The organism is Acetobacter sp., from assembly GCF_022483985.1.
Classification (GTDB): domain Bacteria; phylum Pseudomonadota; class Alphaproteobacteria; order Acetobacterales; family Acetobacteraceae; genus Acetobacter.
In genome coordinates, this window is sequence record NZ_JAKVME010000001.1 from 2175777 (window position 1) to 2195956 (window position 20180).

Consider the following 20180-nt stretch of genomic DNA (forward strand, 5'->3'; position numbering starts at 1 on the left):
AAACCATCGAATGTAACGGAGAAGCCGTCGAGCAAGCGCACTACCAGCCTGAAAACCGGGAGGGAAAGCTGATAGCCCTCTGTGTGGCTCATAATGAACGGAACATATTCTGCCAATCTTAATGCCTGCCGGGTACGGTGGACAGGAACCCGCCGCAATGGCTCAGATTGTCGGTCTCCTGACTGCCTGCGACATCCAGCGCATCGAAACTGTTCATATTCAGGATGAGGATGACAGGCGTGATCCGGAAACTGCCTCACTGACTGAAAGAGACCCGCATCATCCTGTGAGAACATGGACGGAAGCGCAGTAGCCATGTTCACTCAGCTACCTCTTTCATGAGGCGGCAGAGGCGCACTTCAGGCAAGCCTGTCAGCACAGCTCGCAGACTGTTCTGCAAGCGTCGGCGTGATACTGGCCCGCTCCCCATGCAGTACCGACGACCACAGGAGCCTCTGCATACGGCACACAAATTATGTCAAAACATGACGAAATGGATGTGAATTTACGTCCTGTTCACGCCTCCCGGACCGCAGGACGCGCGTTTTGACTCTGCCATCTGGAAAAACCTGTCCATCTTTCACCAGCGCACGAAGTACGCCCAAACCCGCAATGAGCAGTATTCTTTTCACTGATCTGTCGAATAGACAGAAGATTCCCGTTATCGGGTATTGTGCTGGATGTCTGGGGATTCTCGTCTGTCCGCAAAAACTTATTTATTTATAAAATGAATAATTGTGATAATTTTACCACATAACTTAACTTCCTGATGAGCACACGTTTTCTCGATGTGACGAAACATAAATATGCGTGCAGCGTATGTATGAGCTGCCATGCAAGAGCAGCATGAGTTTCGACGGCGTCAGGCTGCAAAAAGAATGAAAAACAAACATCGCATCACTCATCCCTCCTCAGGAAAACAGTTCCGTTCTCCGCTGCGGCATCTGGTCCTCTCGACTGTGCTGACCGGCTTTCCGTGCGTGCTTGCTGCGCCCGCAATGGCGGAAACGGCGCCAAACGCCAACGTGAACCACCATGCGCAGATTCCGGAGGAATTTCGCAGTGCTCCCCAGACACAGTCGCCACGGGTCAGCAAGCCGAATCCCTGGAGCAGCAGTCTTCTGCCGCCGCTGGAATCACGCCCGGAAAACTACGCCCAGCCGCAGACACTGATTCTGACAAAACAGCAGTCAAATCCCGCCCTGCTTCATCAGGGACCGTGGGGGATCTTCAATTCCAACACAGGCGCGGCATCCGGCTGGGGCACCGTAGGCTATTACGCGATCTCCCGCTGGGCGGAAGACTGGTCCAATCTGCGGGACAAGAAGAACCGCATCGACTTCATGGACCCGCTGAAATACATCCCCCTGAATAACAGCGGCTCGATCTATCTGACCTTCAGCGGCAACTTCCGTCAGCACAATTTCTATGACCAGCGGGCAGGTTTCGGACAGACCAAGAAAGACCCTGCCTACCGCAACAATTTCCGCTGGAATGTCGGCGCGGACCTGCATCTGGGCGAGCATGTCCGTCTGTATGGCGAACTCATGAGCGGACAGGCCGGCGGCACGAACTATTACGGCTACAATAACGGCCGCTGGCGCAGCAAGCTCGACGCGCAGCAGGCTTTTGTGGAAATCAAGGGGCATCTCCTCAACGCCAACATGGGCGTGATGGTCGGACGCATGACCTTCCTTGACGCGCCAGCTTACTTCACCGCCGGTTCCGTCTATCCGACGATTCCTTATTCATGGAACGGCGTACGCGTCTATTCATTCTGGAAAAATTTCCGTGTGGATTTCTTCGATCTGACCATGACCAACTGGACATTGAACAATGTCCCGTTCAGGGATCAGGTAGGTTACAGGACGAGACTGTTTGGCGCCTACACATCCTATGCCGCGCCGTCATTCACTTTTCTGGGTAGGAAGAGCCAGATTTTCGTCGATACCTACTATCTTGGCTTTCTTCTGGCCTCCGCCCAGATTGCCCAGCAGAAAGGCGTGCTCAACGGCTCCACACGTCGTGACACGCCCGGCATGCGTATCTGGGGCAATGCCGGTCCACTCGAATTCTCCGTCGGCGGTTCATGGCAGGGCGGCTATTTCAACGAAGCCAATCACGGCCCATCGCGCTCCGTCAGCGCCTATTCCTTCAACGCCCAGGCCTCGTGGCGCTTCGCCAAATGGTGGGGACGCCCCGCCATCGGCATTCAGGCGGATGACATCTCCGGCGGCGACTACACAAAAGGGCGGAACAGCTCGTGGGGCAGCTATATGTCGCCCTTCGTGCCCTCGGCCTACTATCTGGATATGAGCACCTATCTGGGCAACCAGAACCTGATCGATGTCGGGCCGATCCTGACCATGTCGCCCACGCCCAACACCACCCTGCTGGCGAAAGTCCCCGTCGTCTGGCGCAACAGCACCAACGACGCCGTCTATTCCAACCCGACCGCCCCTTACGGCCTGCGTCCTCATGGCGGCTATACAGCCACCCTCCCACAGGCCAGTTTCACATGGCGTGCGACACGCCACATCACGTTCAGTATCGACGGAGAATATATCTTCGCGGGTAAATCCATGATCAAGGCCGGTGCTTCGTCCGGCGCCTACGTGCAGAGCAACCTTGAACTGACATTCTGATCATGGATCGAGCCCTTGTCGTGAGCAGCCCCACCAGACATTACGGGCTGCTCACCCGGATCTGCTGGAAGGAACTTGTTATGGGCTTCCCAGTTCCGACCAGTTGAACCACAGTTTCCCGCCGCTTTTTTCTGGAATACAGGCCGTAATGACATCATCCGCTTCCGACCAGATGACAAACCTCCAGCGTCTGCGTGGTATCTTTTCCGGGTCGGCGGGCAACCTGCTCGAATATTTCGACTGGTATGTCTATTCGGCTTTTGCACTCTATTTCGCGCATGCCTTCTTTCCCGGACACGACCACACCGCCGAGCTTCTGAACACGGCAGCCGTTTTCGCAGTCGGGTTCCTGATGCGCCCTGTCGGTGGCTGGCTGATGGGCGTCGTCGCCGACCAGTATGGCCGTAAACGCGCCCTCACCCTGTCGGTCGCCGCCATGTGCATCGGTTCTCTCGCAATCGCCCTTTGCCCGACCTATGACCAGATCGGTCTGGCCGCGCCCATCATCCTCGTTCTGGCCCGTCTGGTTCAGGGACTGAGTCTGGGCGGAGAATACGGGGCCTCGGCCACCTATATCGCGGAAGTGTCCAGCCCCGAAACCCGTGGTTTCTGGTCAGGATTTCTCTATGTCACCCTGATCACGGGCCAGCTCGGCGCGATGGCCGTGCTTCTGCTCATGCAATATCTGTTTCTCACACCGGAACAGATCAACGCGTGGGGCTGGCGCATCCCGTTCTTTCTTGGAGCCGCCGGAGCTGTCCTGATCTTCTGGCTGCGGCGGAACATGGAGGAAAGCAGCGCCTTCAAAAAAGCTGAACAGGCGCAGGAGGAAGGCGGCCTGAAAGTGCTGCTCCGCCACAAGCGCGCCGTGATGACGGTCGTGGGCCTGACTCTTGGCGGAACGGTCGCATTCTATACCTACACCATCTACATGCAGAAATTCCTCGCCAACTCGCTGGGCTTCGGCAAGGATGAAGCGACGCTGATCTCCTCTGCCTCGCTGCTGGTGTTCGCCGTGGCCCAGCCGCTGTTCGGCGCTCTGTCGGACCGGATTGGTCGCAAGCCTCTGCTGGTTTCATTCGGCGTGCTGGGCACACTCTGCACCGTTCCGCTGATGACCCTGCTGGCGGACACCCACTCCAAATTCGGGGCTTTCGCCCTGATCACCCTCGCCCTGCTGATGGCGTCGGGCTACACTTCGATTAACGCCATTGTGAAAGCCGAACTGTTCCCGACCCGTATCCGCGCTCTGGGCGTCGCATTCCCCTACGCCGTCACCGTGTCGGTTTTCGGCGGCACAGCGGAATATATCGCGCTCTGGTGCCGCCATGCGGGACATGAAAGCTGGTTTGCGTGGTATGTCTCGGCCTGCGCCTGCTGCACGCTGATCACTGCGCTAACACTGCCAGCCCGTGGATCGACGCTGCCGGATAATGCAGCATGAACGAAGGCGGGAGAAACTGACACGCTACCTGAAAGAACAAAGTCTCGACGACGTGACAGATATTCAGTCCTTATACGTCAGACACACACCTTCAGACATCATGTTGTCAAAATAATCCCTCAATCGACCGGATGACAGATCTTCTATCAACTCTTCGTTGAGCAACCACTCGGTGAACTCCCCCACTCTCGTCGGTCTTCGTTCATCCTGAAGCGAATATTCAAACTGACGTCTTTCATGATCGAAATCAAAATCACGTTTTGCAATATAATAACCAGCAGTCACTCCTTGCGGATAAAGAAAACATTCGCGATGCAGGATCGTGCCGCTGGAGATATAGTTTCCATATACCAACGGGGGCAGTGGTGAATTTTCATTCACACCCTTTCGTTCTCCACAAAACAATACATATAAAAACATTAATATTCCGAAAACAATACCACCCCAAAGAGCTATCCATAGAATCAATGACATACGAACAAAGCTACAGACAAGATAATTTACTCCCAACGTCTCTACAATAAAGATCGGAAACCCAAGCCAAAACAGGACAAACCCAAAAAGCACTACCCAACCGAGAAATACCGATTTCATATTCGTCGTCTTACTTTCAAAAAAACAGTTATTCCAAAGTTGCAATGCGCCGACATGAATACGGCACAGTACAGGCAGCATCAGATACATTTTCTTCCTGAAAGCTATCATTGAAATTGCCAACCTGAAAATTACGGTCTGCCACTCGGAGGCATGACTGATGGTTGGCTTTATGTCCTGATTATTCCATGATCCATCACCATATCTCCTCCATCCCATCGTCCTTTCAACAGGATACCGATCAGATGAACAAACATGCCCACATCGCGCTTGAGTCGCTTCTGTCCCGCTCTTCCACGGATGCCCTGACCAAGCCCGCCCCCAAGGGTGAGGAACTGGAGACCATCCTCTCCGCCGTGATGCGCGCGCCTGACCACGGCAAGCTGCGTCCCTGGCGGCTGGTGGTCGTGAAGGGCGATGCCCGTGTCAAACTCGCGGAAAGGATCGTGGAGAGCATGAAACGGCTGCATGCGGAACCGGACCCAAAGAAGCTGGAAAAGCGCTACAATAGATTTTCCACCATGCCGATGACCATCGTTCTGGGCATGCATCTGCGTCCTGATGACAAGATTCCCCTGCTTGAGCAGGAGCTTGCAGTCGGCGCCGCCGGTATGAATCTTCTGAACGCCCTTCATGCCGCCGGATATGGAGCCGTCTGGGTGTCCGGCGATGTCGCGTACGATCCTGTTCTGGCCGAAGAGTTGGGGCTCCCGGCGCCTCACGCGCTCGCAGGCTTCTTCTTTGTCGGTACACCGGAGAAGAAAGACCACGAAACCAAACGCCGCCCCGTCGCGCCCTACGTGGCCGAATGGACCGGCGAGCCGGTTTCCTTCGACGCTGACAAGGATTAAGAGCGGGTGTCATGAGCACCTTTCCCGATCACGACATGACCCCGGACCACGACGTCACCATCATTGGAGGCGGCCCGGTCGGGCTTGCCGCAGCACTGGCGCTGGATGCCGCCGGTCTCTCGGTGGCCGTTCTGGAGCGTGCTCCAGATGCGGCCTGGGCAGAACCGGCATTCGATGGTCGGGAAATCGCTCTGACCTACCACGCGCGGGCGCTGCTCGAACGGCTGGGCGCATGGCGGCACATTCCGGAAACGGTGATCTGCCCACTGAACGAGGCCCGTATCGAGACTGGCCGGGGCAATCACCCCCTGATCTTTGAAGCGGATCGCCCTGCCGGAACGAAGGAAGCGCCCCTCGGCTGGCTGGTATCGAACAACATGATCCGCCGCGCCCTGCATGCCGAAGCCTCGGGACAGTCGGGAATTACCCTTCTGCCGGACGTCAGCGTCGAGACCGTGCGGCAGGACACGATGACGGCGGTGGTCCACTGTCAGGGCGCGCAGCCGCGTCGGCTGCGGACACGGCTGGTCATCGCCGCCGATGGCCGTTTTTCCCCCACACGGCGGCGGGCCGGGATCGGAGCCGTGATCCACGACTTCGAACGGATGATGATGGTCTGCCGCATGGCGCATGACCTACCGCACCATAACGTCGCGCTTCAGTGGTTCGCCGAGGGGCAGACCATCGCGCTTCTGCCGGTGAACGGACATGCCTCATCGCTGGTCCTGACGCTTCCCCCTGCCGATATCCAGCGCCTGATGCACACTGGACAGGATGCCTTCAACGCCGAGATCATGGAGCGTGTCGGCAACCGGCTGGGCGCCATGCGGCTGGTCAGCACGCGCCACGCCTATCCGCTCAAATGCGTCTACGCCCACCGCTTTACCGCCAGACGGCTGGCGCTGCTTGGCGACGCGGCGGTCGGGATGCACCCGATCACGGCGCATGGCTTCAATCTTGGCCTGCGTGGCGCGGAAGTTCTGGCCAGCGAAGTGGAGGCGGCTTTCTCGCACGGTCAGGATATCGGATCAGCGGCGGTGCTGCGTCGTTTTGAAAAGAAACACCGCGCCGCCACGATGCCGCTCTTTGCCGCCACGAACGGCATTGCGACGCTTTATACACATGACGCCGCGCCGTTCCGTCTGCTCCGCAGCCTTGGTCTGCGGGTCGCGGATGCTCTTCCTCCCTTGAAGTCAGCCGTCACCGGCATGCTGATGGACCGTTCTCCCGCAGCCTGACGCGCGGTGAAGCGGACAGACGACTCCTGTCCGAAGAAACTGTTTGTCAATTTTTACACGGCAGGGTGTCTTCAGAAGGAGACGTCTGCCGCATGGACAACACGACCTATATCGCGCTGTCACGCATGGACGCTGAGCAACGCGCCATGAGTGTGCTCGCGAACAATATCGCAAACGGCTCAACCGCCGGATTCAAGTCGGGCCATGTCCAGTTCGCTGATTACCTTTCCAAGCTGAAAGGTGGTTCGCATGCTCCGGGCGAGAACCCGGAAGTTTATGTGCAGGACCGCGCGACCTATCGGGATTTCACGCAGGGCGCTCTCCAGCAGACCGGGAATGCACTCGATATCGCCATCACCGGCGAAGGTTTCTTTTCCGTCATGACGCCACAAGGCGTGCGCCTGACCCGCAACGGTCGCTTTCAGCGCCTGTCGGACGGAAGCGTCACGGATGCTGCCGGTCACGCCCTGCTGGACCGCACGGGGCAGCCCATCATGCTGCGTCCTCAGGACCGCACCATCAGCATTTCCTCCGACGGCACCCTGTCCACGGAAAACGGCGTGGCGGCGGAAATAGGGCTCGTGCGGGTGGCCAGTAATTACGACCTGCACGGAGAAGGCAACGAGCTTTTCCGTGCAGGCACTCCGACGACACAGATGGATGTCAAGGAACTCCGGCAGGGCATGCTGGAGGGCAGCAACGTCAACATGATGACCGAGACGACAAATCTTATCGAGCTCCAACGTGATTTCCAGATTACGGCCAATCTTGTCGAGAATGAAGCGACCCGTCGCCAGAACGCGATCGACAAGATCACCCAGACCCAGTCCTGACCTGTTTCTTCATCCGATCTGACACAAACGAAAGCTTACCGACATGATGCGTTCTCTCGACATTGCCGGAACCGGCATGCAGGCCCAGCAGACGAATGTGGAGGTCATCGCCAACAATATCGCCAACATGACGACGACCGGCTTCAAACGTCGTCGTCCGGAATTTCAGGATCTGATCTATCAGGACATCCGGCGCGTCGGCACGATGAGCTCTGACAGCGGCACCCTGGTTCCCGCCGGCGCTCAGGTCGGTCTTGGCGTTCGCACCGCAGGCATTTACCGAATCAACGTGCAGGGCACACTGGAGCAGACGAACAACAGTCTGGATCTCGCCATTGAGGGGCCGGGTTATTTTCAGGTCACCCTGCCCTCAGGTGAATACGCCTATACACGTGACGGCACGTTCTCCCTGTCAGACACAGGCCAGATCGTGACGGCGGACGGTTATCCGGTCAGTCCCGGCATCACGGTCCCGAACAACGCCCAGACCGTCACGATCGACCAGACGGGTCAGGTGCAGGTGACAGTATCCGGCCAGACCCAGTCGACGGTTGTCGGCCAGCTCCAGATGGCCACTTTCCAGAACGAGAACGGTCTGGCCGCCATGGGTCAGAACCTGTTCACCGAGACACAGTCTTCGGGCAACGCGATTACCGGCACGGGCCAGAGCGTTGGCTTCGGTGATATCCGTCAGGGCTATGTCGAGGAATCCAACGTCAACGTGGTGACAGAGATCACGGATCTCATCACGGCCCAGCGCGCCTATGAAATGAACAGCAAGGTCATCACGGCATCCGATCAAATGCTCCAGACCCTGACAGGATTGAAATGAGGCGTATAGTCCATCGTTTTTTTGCGGCATGCATCGTGGGGGGCTGTCTGAATGCACCACCCTCGGATGCGGCAAGCCTCCGTCGGACAAGCGTGCTGCATCATTCCCAGGTGCGGCTTTCAGACCTTTTCAACGGGATCGCACCCGATCAGGACTGCGATCTTGGCCCCGCCCCCTTACCGGGACAGAGCCTGACCATCAGCGCTCCACAGTTGCAGGCCATCGCCCAGCAGTACGGCATTGACTGGCCTGACATATCCGATCTGGCGCAGGCCACCCTTACCCGCGCCAGCCATACCGTGTCGCGTGATGACATCATGCCCCTGATTGTTAACGGGCTGAAAGCACGAGGTGTCCCCGACAACGCCGCCATCGACATCAGCAGCTTTTCAGGCCCGGTCGTTGCGGCTGAACTGGCGAATAATCCGCAATTATCCAATATTGTTTACGACGCTTCGCATGGCAGGTTTTCAGCCTTTTTTTCCATTACATCCGATAGCGACACACAATCTTTCCGTGCGGATGGAACAGTCAGTTCCCGTGTTCAGGTTGTAACAGCACGCACCGACCTGCCCGCAGGCCAGATTATCGGACAGGCGGATATCGAAGTCGCAGAGGTCGATTCAAGATCCATGCCGGCGCGCGCCATTCAGGAGCCTGCCGACATTCTGGGCCAGTCCACACGACAGTCCATCCGCGCCCACACTCCTCTCACCTCCGATATGACATCCCGCGTCAACCTTATTGAAAAAGGGGCTCCGATCATCCTCGATGTTTCCTCATCCGGTCTGCATCTTACCGCATCAGGAGTAGCACTGGATTCCGGCGCTCAGGGAGAACGTATCCACGCGCTGAATCCGATATCGCGCATGATCGTCGTCGGCCAGATTATCGACAGGACACGTATTGAGGTAACGCCCGGGACCGCTCCAACTCCCGCCGACCCCAGAGATCTCCGTTCCGCCGGAGTTAAGGTGCCGAAAAATATCTAGAATTTTCCTGATTGGATCAGATTTTTTTCATGAAACGTTCTTTATTGCTTCTCTCGCTTCTCAACCTGTCAGCCTGCAACGGCGGAATTGGCAGCCTGAGCGAAATCGGCCATCCCCCGGCCATGACACGGACGCAGGACCCTACCCGCGATACGGCCTACAGGCCGGTCACAATGCCCATGCCTCCCCTGCAACCCCCTCCGGTTGAAGTCGCCAGTCTCTGGCGTCCGGGGAGCAGAGCTTTCTTCAAGGATCAGCGGGCGGCTCAGGTCGGCGATCTTGTGACGGTCATTGTTGATATCACTGACAACGCCACGATGGTTGATAACACCAGCGCAAGTGGTGGCGGCAATGAAAGCATGGGAATACCAAGCCTTTTTGGCTTCCATGGAAAAGCCATTTCACACATCACCAGTTCCAGCGCACTTTCAACGTCCAGCAGTAACAGCAACACAGCCACCGGACGAATCAGCAGAAATGAAACAGTGACCGTTCGAGTGGCAGGAACGATTACGCAGGTGCTTCCCAACGGCAATTTTGTCGTAGTGGGGCGTCAGGAGGTTCGTGTGAACAGTGAACTCCGCGAACTACAGGTAACGGGCGTTGTCCGTCCTCAGGATATCACCGCAGACAATACCGTTACCCACGACCGGATGGCAGAAGCCCGTATTTCCTATGGTGGACGCGGACAGCTTACCATTCTGCAAACACCGAGATATGGTCAGCAATTACTGGATGCTGTCGCACCGTTCTAAAAACACGCAGGAAATATCAGACCTGTTTATCCATCGGGATTGGGTAGACAGGCACAATCCGCTGATGAACACCATAGTTTCCAGTAATCATGAGGATGAGACACCGGCCTCCTACAGAGCGTTTTCGACGTAATCGTCGTTACCCTGTTGTAGACCGTGCTTTCGGTTGCTTGCACGCCGATCCACCGTCCACCATGTTACGCCGGAGAAGAAAACCCCAAGCATTCGACCGCTAGCCGGCGGTCATGCAACAGGAGCCACGACGTTGGCGCATTACCGCAGATCAGACGATAGCGTATCGGGCCATAAGTGCCAGCCCTCCTTCCGCCAATCAAGACGAAACAGATTGCTTTCAAGAGAGGAATCCCAAACGACCAACCAGCCAGATTACACCCTGAAATCTGCAAACATCCCATGCAGCACAAGAAAATCAAAATCTGGATTCCCCCGCACTGAAGAGCAATATTCCTGAAACAGTCTCTCAGCCTCAGTGCAGATATGTCTCTGTATTCTCAGTCTTCTGAGACGGGCCACCCCAGCACTTCAACCTGATCAAGATGAAAATAGTCATTCACTAGAGATGTAATACGGACCACACGCCCAACAAGTGGCTCTGACGCCTGCCACTCAAGAGGCATTCCATCAACGCCACCGATAATTCTGGCGTCCTGTTTTTCCAGAATGGTTTTCATGGAGCTTTCGTCCATTCCAACTTCAATACGAAGACGACTACAACGTTCAGAAGCAGAGTCGCAACGGTTGTACAGTCGGATGCTCTTGATCCTGCACGGCTCGCCCAGATCAACTTCCCACCAGGGATTCTGTTCCACATCCGTATGGAACTGGAACGTACCGGTAAGAATGCCGCTGGTGGCATTGGGCTTCTGATCCGGAATCCAAGGATGAAGCGAGCTTTGTCTTGTTTCTTTATCTATAGCAACATTTCTCAATGCAGTAGCATCGGCTTCATTTTCTTCGTTCTGCTTCTGCCACTGGAATGCTCCGACAACAACATGTCCGTGAGCACGGCTTCTATCGGCTCTCATCTTGTAATCAAATATCCGAAGAATCCCGTCAGCAATGCCGACAGGGTCGGACGCTATGCAGACGGCGGAGAACCCATGTGTCTGCCCCGGGTTTTTCTCTGGATCAATATCAACAATTCCGTTGTCGGGAACGCCGTAGTAATCAGCCTGCGCGTTATTTACCCGGTCAATCAGGGTAAAATTGCTGTAAATAGACATATTGTAGTTGATCATGAAGATATTCTTGCGAGGCACAAAAATACTTGTATGAAATGCTGAACCGGTAAAGCCGGTCACATACGGGCGGTTGGCCCAGAAAGCGATCTGCTCTTCAAGCGAAAGCGTTTCCGGATAAACGATCTCGACACCGTTTGCTTCAAGCCGATCACAGATGACGTCCTCATTGATCAGACGCCTGACACCAGCCCCGAGTTTCGACTTTGAGATATAAGCCGGACGCAAATCAGGTTTATCCATCAAATGCCCAGCAAGCTTTCGTCCGACATCATGGCAGAATGTCGCATAGCGACGATGAGCAAAACTTGCTTCTTCAAAGGCCGCACAAGGAAGAATCAGACGTCTGATTTTCTTTGGTGACGAAAACCGGACAAAATCTTCCATGGAAAGATTCAGGGCACCGAACAGTTTGGGCATAAAACTGTTATGCTCATACCAGAACTCCATGCTCTGATCGGAGTTGAACAGTATTTTGGCATGAGGGAACCGCTCCCGGGCATCAGACCAGAAACGGCTGAATGTCGACAGAAGAAAGTGCCCGAAATGCGGATGGATAGAACCGCAATAGATATAGACGTCATCAGGAGCATACTCCTTGATGTCGTCGTAACGATAGCCCATCGTCAGCGATGGAGCCACATCCTCGATCCTTGGCCCCCGGAAATAGGAAGCCTGAAAGATACGTTTACGGCTCGGGTCAAATATTCCGCTTGGTGAATTCGGGTCCTGCTCCGGCACATAAACGACATCACACAAATCAAATAAGGCAGGTTCTGACTCCAGAATAACCGTCTCGCCATAAACCGTATCTGTTTTGCAGATTGACGACATCTAAAATTCCAGTTCGTATTTATAAAACATTCATTATCTCATGGGCCGCCAATACGACTTTCCTCGTATTCCGCTGCCCCAAGAACAAGCCTCATCAGAATATCCTGATGAGATAAAAATTCTACTTAGATAATCTGAAAAACCCATCAATACTCGACAGGCAACACATCGTCAGCGCTGAAACCAGCCGCCGAGACCGGCTTCAGGCAAAGCGGCAGACATAAAAAAAGCCGACCTATAAGGTCGGCTTTCTCGTTTCGGCTCCCGAAGGGATCAGGCAGATTTTGCCATGATCTCTTCAGCCACATTACGCGGCACCGGATCGTAGTGATGGAACTGCATCGTGAAGGAAGCACGGCCCTTTGTCATCGAACGCAGGTGCGAGATGTAGCCGAACATTTCCTTCAGCGGCACCTGTGCACGAACCATAACGGTCGAGCCCGATGTCTCCTGACTCTGGATCATGCCACGACGACGGTTAAGATCGCCCACCACGTCACCAACATGGTCATTCGGCGTCGTGACTTCCACGTCCATGATCGGTTCAAGGATCACCGGACCTGCATTCTTCATACCTTCACGGAAGCAGGCCTTTGCCGCGATTTCGAACGCCAGAGCGGACGAGTCAACGTCATGGTACTTACCGTCAAGCAGGGTGAACTTGAAATCCACGGTCGGGAAGCCAGCCAGCACGCCGCTGGTGGACTGAACGCGGATACCCTTTTCGACAGCCGGAATGTATTCCTTCGGAACCGTTCCGCCAACGACCTTGTTCTCGAACTCGATCTCGCCTTCATGCGGAGCGAACTCGATCTTCACTTCAGCGTACTGACCCGAACCACCGGACTGCTTCTTGTGGGTGTAGGTCTCGGTGTGCGCCTTCGTGATCGTCTCACGGTAGGCAACCTGCGGTGCGCCAACGTTGGCTTCAACGCCGTATTCACGACGCAGACGGTCAACAATGATGTCGAGATGCAGTTCGCCCATGCCGGACAGAATGGTCTGACCTGTTTCCTGATCGGTCTTCAGACGCAGGGAGGGGTCTTCCGCGGCCAGCTTCTGCAGGGCCAGCGTCATCTTCTCGACGGCGTCCTTTGTCTTCGGCTCGACGGAGATGTCGATAACCGGAACAGGGAAGCTCATACGCTCCAGAACAACCGGATCAGCGCCATCTGCCAGCGTGTCACCCGTCTGTGTGTCCTTCAGACCCACGAAAGCGGCAATGTCACCGGCATGCACTTCGGACAGTTCTTCGCGCTTGTCGGCATGCATCTGATAGATACGGCCGATACGCTCCTTGTGACCCTTGGTCGTGTTCAGAATGGTGTCACCGGTCTTCAGCACGCCGCGATAGACGCGGACGAAGGTCAGTGTGCCATACTTGTCGTTGATGATCTTGAACGCCAGACCAGCGAACTTGCCGTTCGGGTCAACCGGAATGATCGGCAGGTTCTTGGAATCGGTCTCTTCCTCACCTTCCGGCGGGGCGCAGCGGATGCCTTCCACGTCGTCAGGAGCCGGCAGGTAGTCGATGACGGCGTCGAGCAGCGGCTGAACGCCCTTGTTCTTGAAGGCTGTGCCACACAGAACCGGACGGAAGTCGCCGGAAATCGTGCCCCTCTTGATGCACTTCTTCAGGGTCTCGACGGAAACGTCACCCTTCTCGAAATACTCTTCCATGGCGTCGTTATCGACGGCCAGAGCGGTATCAAGCAGGTTCTGACGGGCTTCTTCAGCCTTTTCCTTCAGATCAGCCGGGATTTCTTCATCATGGAACTTCGCGCCGAGTTCGCCGCCTTCCCAGACGATGGCCTTCATCTCGACGAGATCGACGACACCGATGAAGTTATCTTCTGTGCCGATCGGCAACTGCAGCGGGATGGCGACGATGTCCAGCTTCTCTTTCAGCGTGCTGAAAGCATAGTAGAAGTCGGCGCCCGTGCGGTCAAGCTTGTTGATGAAGATGATGCGGGGAACGTTGTAGCGGTCAGCAAGACGCCAGTTGGTCTCGGACTGCGGCTGCACGCCAGCCACACCTTCAATGATGAAGATCGCGCCATCGAGCACGCGGAGCGAACGGTTCACTTCGATGTTGAAGTCGATGTGGCCCGGAGTGTCGATGATGTTGATGCGGTGGTTGTCCCACTCACAGGTCACGGCGGCGGAGGTGATGGTGATGCCGCGCTCACGCTCCTGAGCCATGTAATCGGTCGTGGTGTTGCCCTCGTGGACCTCACCGATCTTATGGGACACGCCCGTGTAGTACAGAATACGCTCTGTCGTCGTGGTCTTACCCGCGTCAATATGCGCGGTGATCCCGATATTACGGATTTTCGAGAGTTCGGACTGGGCTGACACGGGGCTTCTCCGGGAAACGGCTGAACCAGAAATTCAGAGGAAAGCGAAAACACACAGGGCGCGACAGGAGAAAATCTCCCCGCGCCCTCGACCCTTTCGAACACGATCCGTGCTCTTGACGGGCTGTGTGATCACGCGGTCCCCGCTGATGCGGGGGCGATCAGAAACGCCGGCCACAAACAGGGCCGGCAAACAGTCAGGCTGCGGCCTGCTTCTTGCTCTGAACGCGCAGAATGCGACGCTTGATCACCTGAGCTTCGGTGGTCAGGTTACGATTCGGCGTATCGAGCAGGTAGGAGTCGAGCCCACCATTATGTTCGATGGTGCGCAGGCCGCGCGTGCTCACACGCATGGACACCGGCGCGCCGAGAATGTCGGAAAGAACCGACACTTCCTGCAGGTTCGGCAGGAAACGGCGGCGGGACTTGTTATTGGCGTGGCTGACATTGTTGCCCGTCAGCACACCCTTGCCTGTGATCTCGCAACGGCGGGACATCGGTTTATCCTCGGTCAAAAAACAGAACGGGGCCGAGGCGGAGCCCGGCTTTCATCCTTACAATCAGGCGCGGCTTATGACGGAGGCATCGCGTCCCGTCAAGCAAACAGTGGCGGAAAGCCGTCTTTCCGTCACTTTTTCACAGAGCACACCCGCTTTTCTCCACGGTTTCGCGGAGACAGGCTCTGCTCTCAGGCGCTCCCGGCCTTGCGCGCTTTTTCAGCCTCTTCCAGCTCGCCCGCACGCACGCTCTGCACGGCGCTGTCCAGAATACGCAGAATCGTCTCCCGATCCATCGTCCGGGACAGAAGACCCAGCGAGCCGCCCAGCAACGCCGATGCGACAGCCAGAGGCGCATGATTCTCTTCCAGAAGATGATCAATCGCGTGCTCGATGACCATCGCGCACTTGGTCAGCTCTTCCGATACCTGCTCCATCTGCCCGCTGTCCTGAGGACTGGTCTCCGCCATGTTCATTCTCCCATGCTGCTCCGGCTTCAGGCCGGAGTGTGATTGTTTCTGTCAGTACAACAGTTACCCGTGAACAGGAGCCGATGCCGCCAGACCGGAGTCCGGCGCAACCTCCTGCCCTGCGTCCTGCGCCGCCCACATGGCGGCATACAGACCGCCACGAGCGATCAGGTCCGCGTGACACCCCCGCTCCTGCACAAGCCCGTCACCCAGAACCAGTATTTCGTCTGCTTCGACGATCGTTGAAAGACGGTGCGCGATCACGACTGTAGTACGTTCTGCGGAAACAGCCCGCAAAGCCGACTGGATCTCCCGCTCGGTATGTGTATCGAGGGCGCTCGTCGCCTCATCCAGAATCAGAAGGCGCGGGTCTTTCAGGATCGTGCGGGCAATCGCCACGCGCTGTTTCTCGCCGCCGGAGAGCTTCAGCCCTCTCTCGCCCACCCGCGTCCGGTAGCCTTCCGGCAGGGACAGGATGAAGTCATGGATGCGCGCCAGCTTCGCCGCCTGCTCGATCTCGTCCTGCGTGGCGCCAAGGCGTCCGTAGGCGATGTTATAGCCGATCGTGTCGTTGAACAGCACCGTATCCTGCGGCACCACGCCAATCGCTTCCCGCAGATCAGCCTGCCGGTAATCGCGGACATCATGTCCATCGATCATCACCTGCCCGGACCATGTGTCATAAAACCTGAACAGCAGGCGGCTGATGGTGGATTTTCCGGCCCCTGTCGGACCCACGATCGCAATCAGACCACCCGGCGGCACGGAAAAGCTGACGCCATGCAAGATTTCACGATCCTTGCGATACCCGAAATGCACATCCTGAAAGGCGACGCTGACGGGCGGCGCCTCCTTCAGATGAGCCGGCAGCGGGAGTGGATGCGGAGGATCAGCCACCTCCACCGTCTCATCCAACAGGCCCAGCATATGTTCGAGATCAACCAACGACGTGCGAATGGACGAATAGATCGAGCCAAGGAAATTCAGCGGCGCATAAAGCTGCAACAGATAAGTGTTGATCAGCACGAACTGGCCGACCGTCAGACGCCCCGCCGCCACATCGTGTCCGGCCAGCAGCATCACCAGCGCAAGCGCCAGAGAGATGATCGCCACCTGCCCGAAATTCAGGATGCTGAGAGAATACTGGGTGTGGACGGCGGCCTTCGCGTAGCGGGTCTGGGCATCGCCGTAGCGTTTCGCCTCGTGCGCCTCATTGCCGAAATACTTGACCGTCTCATAGTTCAGCAGGCTGTCCAGAGCCTTGCCGGTCGCCTCGCTGTTGATGTCGTTCATCCGACGACGGATGCCGATTCGCCATGAGGTGAACGAAAACGTGAAAACCACGTAGCCAATCACCGCCCCCAGAACGAGCCCGGCGTAACGCCAGTCGAACACCTCCCAGATCAGACCGATGACCAGAATGGCTTCGAGCAGGGTCGGCAGGATCACCAGCCCCATCCTGAGGAGAGTCTCGACGCCCTCCGTGCCGCGTTCGATGGCGCGGGTGACGCCTCCGGTGCGGCGGTCAAGATGAAAACGCAGCGACAGATCATGCATGTGCATGAAACTGCGGAGCGCAGCGTCTCGGGCCACCTGATAGCGGACCGGCGCGAACACCACGTCGCGCAGCTCGTTGAAACCGGATGTCAGCACCCGCACCAGACCGTAGCCGATGATCAGCAGGATCGGGACGGTCGCGACACCCGCCGGATGGGACAGCACATCAATGATCCGGCTGTACACCCACGGCACGGCGACCGTGACCAGCTTGGCCGCCAGCAACAGCAGGGCGACCGCCGTCACGCGCAGTCTCAGCTTCGGATCGTCACGCGGCCAGAGATAGGGAAGCAGACGGGCAACGGTCACGCCGGCAGGCTTGCCGGGCGCGGTATCGGATCGTGATGGCGGGCTCATTGTTTCCGATGTGGCACGTTGTCGCCGTTTTGCAACCCCACGGACAACCGAACAGGCCGTCACGGCATCATATTGTCAGGTCAGGCGTCGCCCCGTAGGAAAAAGACAGGCCGGACAGTCCCGGCCAGACTTCGTCGGAAGAACATCATGCTCCCAGTCTCCGAAGAAACCTTTTACGGACTGTTCACAGGATACCGCTCATGAGCCTCCTCTCCACAGACGGTTTCATGCGGCACATCAGAGCCTGCAACACCGCGACACTCCCCGGTCAACGCCTGCCCTTGCGGATCAACGGCGTGCTGGCGGGCTATGCCGACCCTGAAATCGCCGCCGCCCTGAAAGAAATGGGCCTTGCAGACGACAGCACTTCAGGCGGTCTGTCCCTCAGCGATCCGACCCGCCTCGAATCCATCGGCGAGGAACTGGCCCGGCAGGGATTCTACCGCACGCACAATGAATTGTTCGACGTATGGGGCGATGACGGCCAGCCTCCACTCGGGCGTATCGACCGGGGCGCACTGCCGCTGTTCGGTTTTGTCGGCGTCGGCGTGCATCTCAATGGTCTGGTGCGCAAGGAAGACGGGCTGCATCTCTGGGTCGGTCGGCGGGCGCGGAACAAGCGGCTCGATCCCGGCAAGCTGGATCACCTTGTCGCGGGTGGCGTCCCGGCGGGCCTCACTCCCGATATCGCGATCATCAAGGAAGCCGAGGAAGAAGCCAGCCTTCCGCCGTACCTTGTGAAGCGGGATGCGAAAAAGGTCGGCCTGCTGCATTATGCGCTCGAACGCCTCGAGGGGCTGCGGCGCGACCGGCTGGTCTGCTACGACCTTGTGCTGGCGGAGAGTTTCCAACCTGCCCCTGCGGACGGAGAGGTTGAGGAATTCCTGCTACTCCCCATCGGCGAGGTCTTCCGGCTTGTGCGGGATACGGACGAATTCAAGTTCAACGTCAATCTGGTGCTGATCGATCTGTTTCTGCGGACTGGCCTGATTGATCCACTGTCAGAAGAGGGTGTGGCGCTGCGGCAGGGATTGCAGGGCGGCACGCACTGAAATGACCCGGGTGAATGTCGTTTCTGCCCTGCTGCTCGGATTTCTGATGGCCGGATGCGCTCCGACACACTCTCTCTGTCACAGGCTGGCGGCGACCGACGACCAGCATGTAACGCTGATGTTCGGTCTTACCCGGCCTGACGGTCGCCCGGTGAGCGACACCGACTGGCAGGATTTTCTACGAACGGAGATTGCCCCACGCTTCCCGGATGGTCTGACGGTTCTTCCTGCCCAGGGGTTCTGGCGGGACAGGACCAACGGGCGGGTGGGCTCCGAGCCTTCACGACTGGTCTGGATCGTGACGCCTGATGACGCGCACCTTGCGGAGCGGATTGAGGCTGTGCGCCACTCTTATAGCGTGCGGTTCAGCCAGCAGTCGGTCGGGGTGAGTGTGGACCGGGGATGTTCGGGGTTCTGACCGGGAAATGGCTGATTTTGCCCTCATGTCAATCATTAGAGAAGCCGTTGAGGCTTCCCGAAAGCGGCCATCCATTCGCATGAAAATATGGATAGAGAACATGTGTGACATTAGCTCGCAGTATCTCGGAACAACGCTGTTGCTCGCGTGCATTCCAGCAGTCCTTCATGTCACCCCACAAATGCGATATGGACCTTGCCAGATATGGCAAGTCCAATCAGGCTGCACCGTTCAATAGCTGCACCGTTCAATAAAGGTGTCCGACGCGTCGGAACGTGACCATAGTTATTGAGTGAGGTATGTGATGCCGATAGAAAGACAAACGGTCAAAGCGCATTGTGGCCGCTGTAATGCAGAACGAAACTGCTACATTCGCGCTGACGGCACGAATGTAGAGTTTTTAGGCGGTTTACGGCGTGATTTCAATTACAGGCTTATGTCTTGTGCGGGTTGTGACTACATCTTCTGTATGTGCGTTATCACACATCCAAAAGAGTATGGTTCATTTGATGATGAGACTGGGGAGTTTCATTCTGCCGGTCAGGAATTCATCTATTTTCCTGGAATTGTTCGGCAGCCTCGTCCTGAATGGCTAACACGTCTCACTTTCTTCGTTGGCGAAGATGACAATCACGACCGCCTTCGTTCCGTTCTGGAACAAATCTACATTGCGCTTGATAACGAATTGCATGTGTTGGCCGCCATAGGTATTCGCGCAGCATTCGAAATTCTTGTTAATATATTTGGGGTTGATGAACAACTCACCTTTCCTCAAAAGATTGACTGGCTAAAATCACACAAAATTACAGTAGAAGAGCATGTGTCTCCTGAACCGCAACTATCGCCTCAAGAGAGACCTGTCATTCATATTAAGGAGAGAGGTATTCTTGGGGAACAAGAAAGCGAGGCCTTCAAAACGCTTGTCGAGGTGGGTAACGCCGCAGCCCATCGAGGGTGGGAGCCCGGAGCTGAAGTTCTAGCTACCTTGATGAAGTTGCTTGAGTCCACCATTTATCGTGAGATGCTCGAACCGTTTGACCAATCTTGGCATTATCACGATGTCGATGAATATAAGTCATTAATACCTCGAAGGGCTTTATCAAGAAAGCGTGACACTAAAGCAAGAAAGTCAAAGACACCTCCGCCTGAGAAGTGAGCGAATGCTTGGACAGGCTTTGTTGCACGGTGTATGGAT

General features: G+C 56.5%; 18 protein-coding genes. 12 read left to right on the forward strand and 6 right to left on the reverse strand.

What is annotated here, in order from left to right; translation table 11 throughout:
• Positions 1–157 precede the first annotated feature (157 nt).
• From LKE90_RS09645 to LKE90_RS09655, 3 genes are all read left to right on the forward strand, one after another.
• On the forward strand, positions 158–313 hold the full coding sequence (locus LKE90_RS09645) for a hypothetical protein (RefSeq protein ID WP_291493765.1): 156 nt from the start codon (positions 158–160) through the stop codon (positions 311–313).
• A 565-nt stretch (positions 314–878) separates the two neighbouring features.
• A complete protein-coding gene (locus LKE90_RS09650) occupies positions 879–2645 on the forward strand; it encodes an alginate export family protein (RefSeq protein WP_291493763.1) in 1767 nt (588 codons plus the stop codon).
• 172 nt (positions 2646–2817) lie between these two features.
• Positions 2818–4089: an MFS transporter gene (locus LKE90_RS09655; protein WP_291493783.1), complete on the forward strand. Its 1272-nt coding sequence runs from the start codon at positions 2818–2820 to the stop codon at positions 4087–4089.
• Between the two features lie 63 nt (positions 4090–4152).
• Here the strand turns inward: LKE90_RS09655 and LKE90_RS09660 are convergent, their stop codons facing one another.
• Positions 4153–4764, reverse strand: coding sequence for a hypothetical protein (locus LKE90_RS09660; protein ID WP_291493761.1), 612 nt, complete (start codon positions 4762–4764; stop codon positions 4153–4155).
• A 164-nt stretch (positions 4765–4928) separates the two neighbouring features.
• Here LKE90_RS09660 and LKE90_RS09665 point away from each other — a divergent pair, with 164 nt between their 5' ends.
• The 6 genes from LKE90_RS09665 to flgH all read left to right on the forward strand — a co-directional run bounded on the left by LKE90_RS09665 (position 4929) and on the right by flgH (position 10184).
• A complete protein-coding gene (locus tag LKE90_RS09665) occupies positions 4929–5534 on the forward strand; it encodes a nitroreductase family protein (RefSeq protein ID WP_291493759.1) in 606 nt (201 codons plus the stop codon).
• A 35-nt stretch (positions 5535–5569) separates the two neighbouring features.
• A complete protein-coding gene (gene ubiM / locus LKE90_RS09670) occupies positions 5570–6772 on the forward strand; it encodes a 5-demethoxyubiquinol-8 5-hydroxylase UbiM (protein ID WP_407066097.1) in 1203 nt (400 codons plus the stop codon).
• Between the two features lie 92 nt (positions 6773–6864).
• Positions 6865–7605 carry a flagellar basal-body rod protein FlgF gene (gene flgF / locus LKE90_RS09675; protein WP_291493755.1) on the forward strand — a complete coding sequence of 247 codons (741 nt, stop codon included), beginning with the start codon at positions 6865–6867 and terminating at the stop codon, positions 7603–7605.
• A 46-nt stretch (positions 7606–7651) separates the two neighbouring features.
• Positions 7652–8437: a flagellar basal-body rod protein FlgG gene (flgG, locus tag LKE90_RS09680; protein ID WP_291493781.1), complete on the forward strand. Its 786-nt coding sequence runs from the start codon at positions 7652–7654 to the stop codon at positions 8435–8437.
• Positions 8434–9429, forward strand: a complete 996-nt coding sequence (gene flgA / locus LKE90_RS09685) for a flagellar basal body P-ring formation chaperone FlgA (protein ID WP_291493753.1) — start codon at positions 8434–8436, stop codon at positions 9427–9429. Before flgG ends, flgA begins: the two co-directional genes overlap by 4 nt.
• 29 nt (positions 9430–9458) lie before the next feature.
• Complete coding sequence (gene flgH / locus LKE90_RS09690) at positions 9459–10184, forward strand: flagellar basal body L-ring protein FlgH (protein ID WP_291493751.1); 726 nt, start codon at positions 9459–9461, stop codon at positions 10182–10184.
• A gap of 512 nt (positions 10185–10696) precedes the next feature.
• On the opposite strand, the gene LKE90_RS09695 is transcribed toward flgH, so the two are convergent.
• The 5 genes from LKE90_RS09695 to LKE90_RS09715 form a co-directional block, all read right to left on the reverse strand.
• Positions 10697–12277: a glycosyltransferase 61 family protein gene (locus tag LKE90_RS09695; protein ID WP_291493749.1), complete on the reverse strand. Its 1581-nt coding sequence runs from the start codon at positions 12275–12277 to the stop codon at positions 10697–10699.
• Between the two features lie 273 nt (positions 12278–12550).
• On the reverse strand, positions 12551–14635 hold the full coding sequence (gene fusA, locus LKE90_RS09700) for an elongation factor G (protein WP_291493747.1): 2085 nt from the start codon (positions 14633–14635) through the stop codon (positions 12551–12553).
• Between the two features lie 196 nt (positions 14636–14831).
• The gene (rpmB, locus tag LKE90_RS09705) at positions 14832–15131 is read right to left on the reverse strand and encodes a 50S ribosomal protein L28 (RefSeq protein ID WP_291493745.1); all 300 of its coding nucleotides are present in this window, start codon (positions 15129–15131) and stop codon (positions 14832–14834) included.
• A 191-nt stretch (positions 15132–15322) separates the two neighbouring features.
• The gene (locus LKE90_RS09710) at positions 15323–15601 is read right to left on the reverse strand and encodes a hypothetical protein (protein ID WP_291493743.1); all 279 of its coding nucleotides are present in this window, start codon (positions 15599–15601) and stop codon (positions 15323–15325) included.
• Positions 15602–15664: 63 nt separating this feature from the next.
• Positions 15665–17515 carry an ABCB family ABC transporter ATP-binding protein/permease gene (locus LKE90_RS09715; protein WP_291493741.1) on the reverse strand — a complete coding sequence of 617 codons (1851 nt, stop codon included), beginning with the start codon at positions 17513–17515 and terminating at the stop codon, positions 15665–15667.
• A 200-nt stretch (positions 17516–17715) separates the two neighbouring features.
• Here LKE90_RS09715 and LKE90_RS09720 point away from each other — a divergent pair, with 200 nt between their 5' ends.
• From LKE90_RS09720 to LKE90_RS09730, 3 genes are all read left to right on the forward strand, one after another.
• On the forward strand, positions 17716–18567 hold the full coding sequence (locus LKE90_RS09720) for an NUDIX hydrolase (RefSeq protein WP_291493739.1): 852 nt from the start codon (positions 17716–17718) through the stop codon (positions 18565–18567).
• Between the two features lies 1 nt (position 18568).
• Positions 18569–18985, forward strand: coding sequence for a DUF3574 domain-containing protein (locus tag LKE90_RS09725; protein ID WP_291493738.1), 417 nt, complete (start codon positions 18569–18571; stop codon positions 18983–18985).
• 304 nt (positions 18986–19289) lie between these two features.
• Entirely contained in the window at positions 19290–20141 is an 852-nt protein-coding gene (locus LKE90_RS09730) for a hypothetical protein (RefSeq protein WP_291493736.1), read from the forward strand.
• The last annotated feature ends 39 nt before the right edge of the window (positions 20142–20180 follow it).